The organism is Rhizobium sp. P1_E6 (assembly GCF_056405875.1).
On sequence record NZ_JBFUBG010000362.1, the window covers coordinates 1 to 590 of the forward strand.

A 590-nucleotide genomic window follows, 5' to 3' on the forward strand; every position below is an offset into this window, starting at 1 on the left:
GCTCCCACGCTTCTCCTGATCGGAGAAGTGCTCGGCGAAATAGTCAATCATCTCGGATGATCGCGAGCCTTTGCGGAAACGGCGGTTTTCTTCGAAATCGATCATCGGAGCCATGTGTATGAACTGCCCGTCGGCATACGTCTTGGAAATTTCTTCAGGATCCAGGCCGCCTGCACGCATCCCGGCCATAGTGTTCGCACCTTCAATGGCTGCGCCGATCATTACATCCGCCAGCTGCACGGCTGGACTGCGCTTGGAGTCCACCTGCATCACTTCTGTCAGTTTTAGCGGGAATTTCAGGCTGGCGATTTCGGTGGTCCGGAACTCGATCTCTTCGCTATGGTCAATAAATTTTTTGATCAGACCGTGATAGGTGAGGAGATTTTTGGACTGATCGTGTTCAACCCTGTATGAGCCGTCAGCCATCGCTTCCGTTCTGGATATGAGCGATTGCAACACAATCCAGGCTGCGTCGGTGTTGACGCCGGGGGTCGCGATCGCTTGCCAGCAATCCCGGGAAGCTTGTGCGAGCGGTCCTAGAATTTCCTCGAGCTGGCGCCAGTCGATGTTTCTGGCAGCCGAGACAAGCC

General features: G+C 54.9%; 1 pseudogene. It reads right to left on the reverse strand.

What is annotated here, in order from left to right:
* Positions 1–590, reverse strand: a pseudogene (locus tag AC1D35_RS36755) (hypothetical protein); the annotation flags it as partial.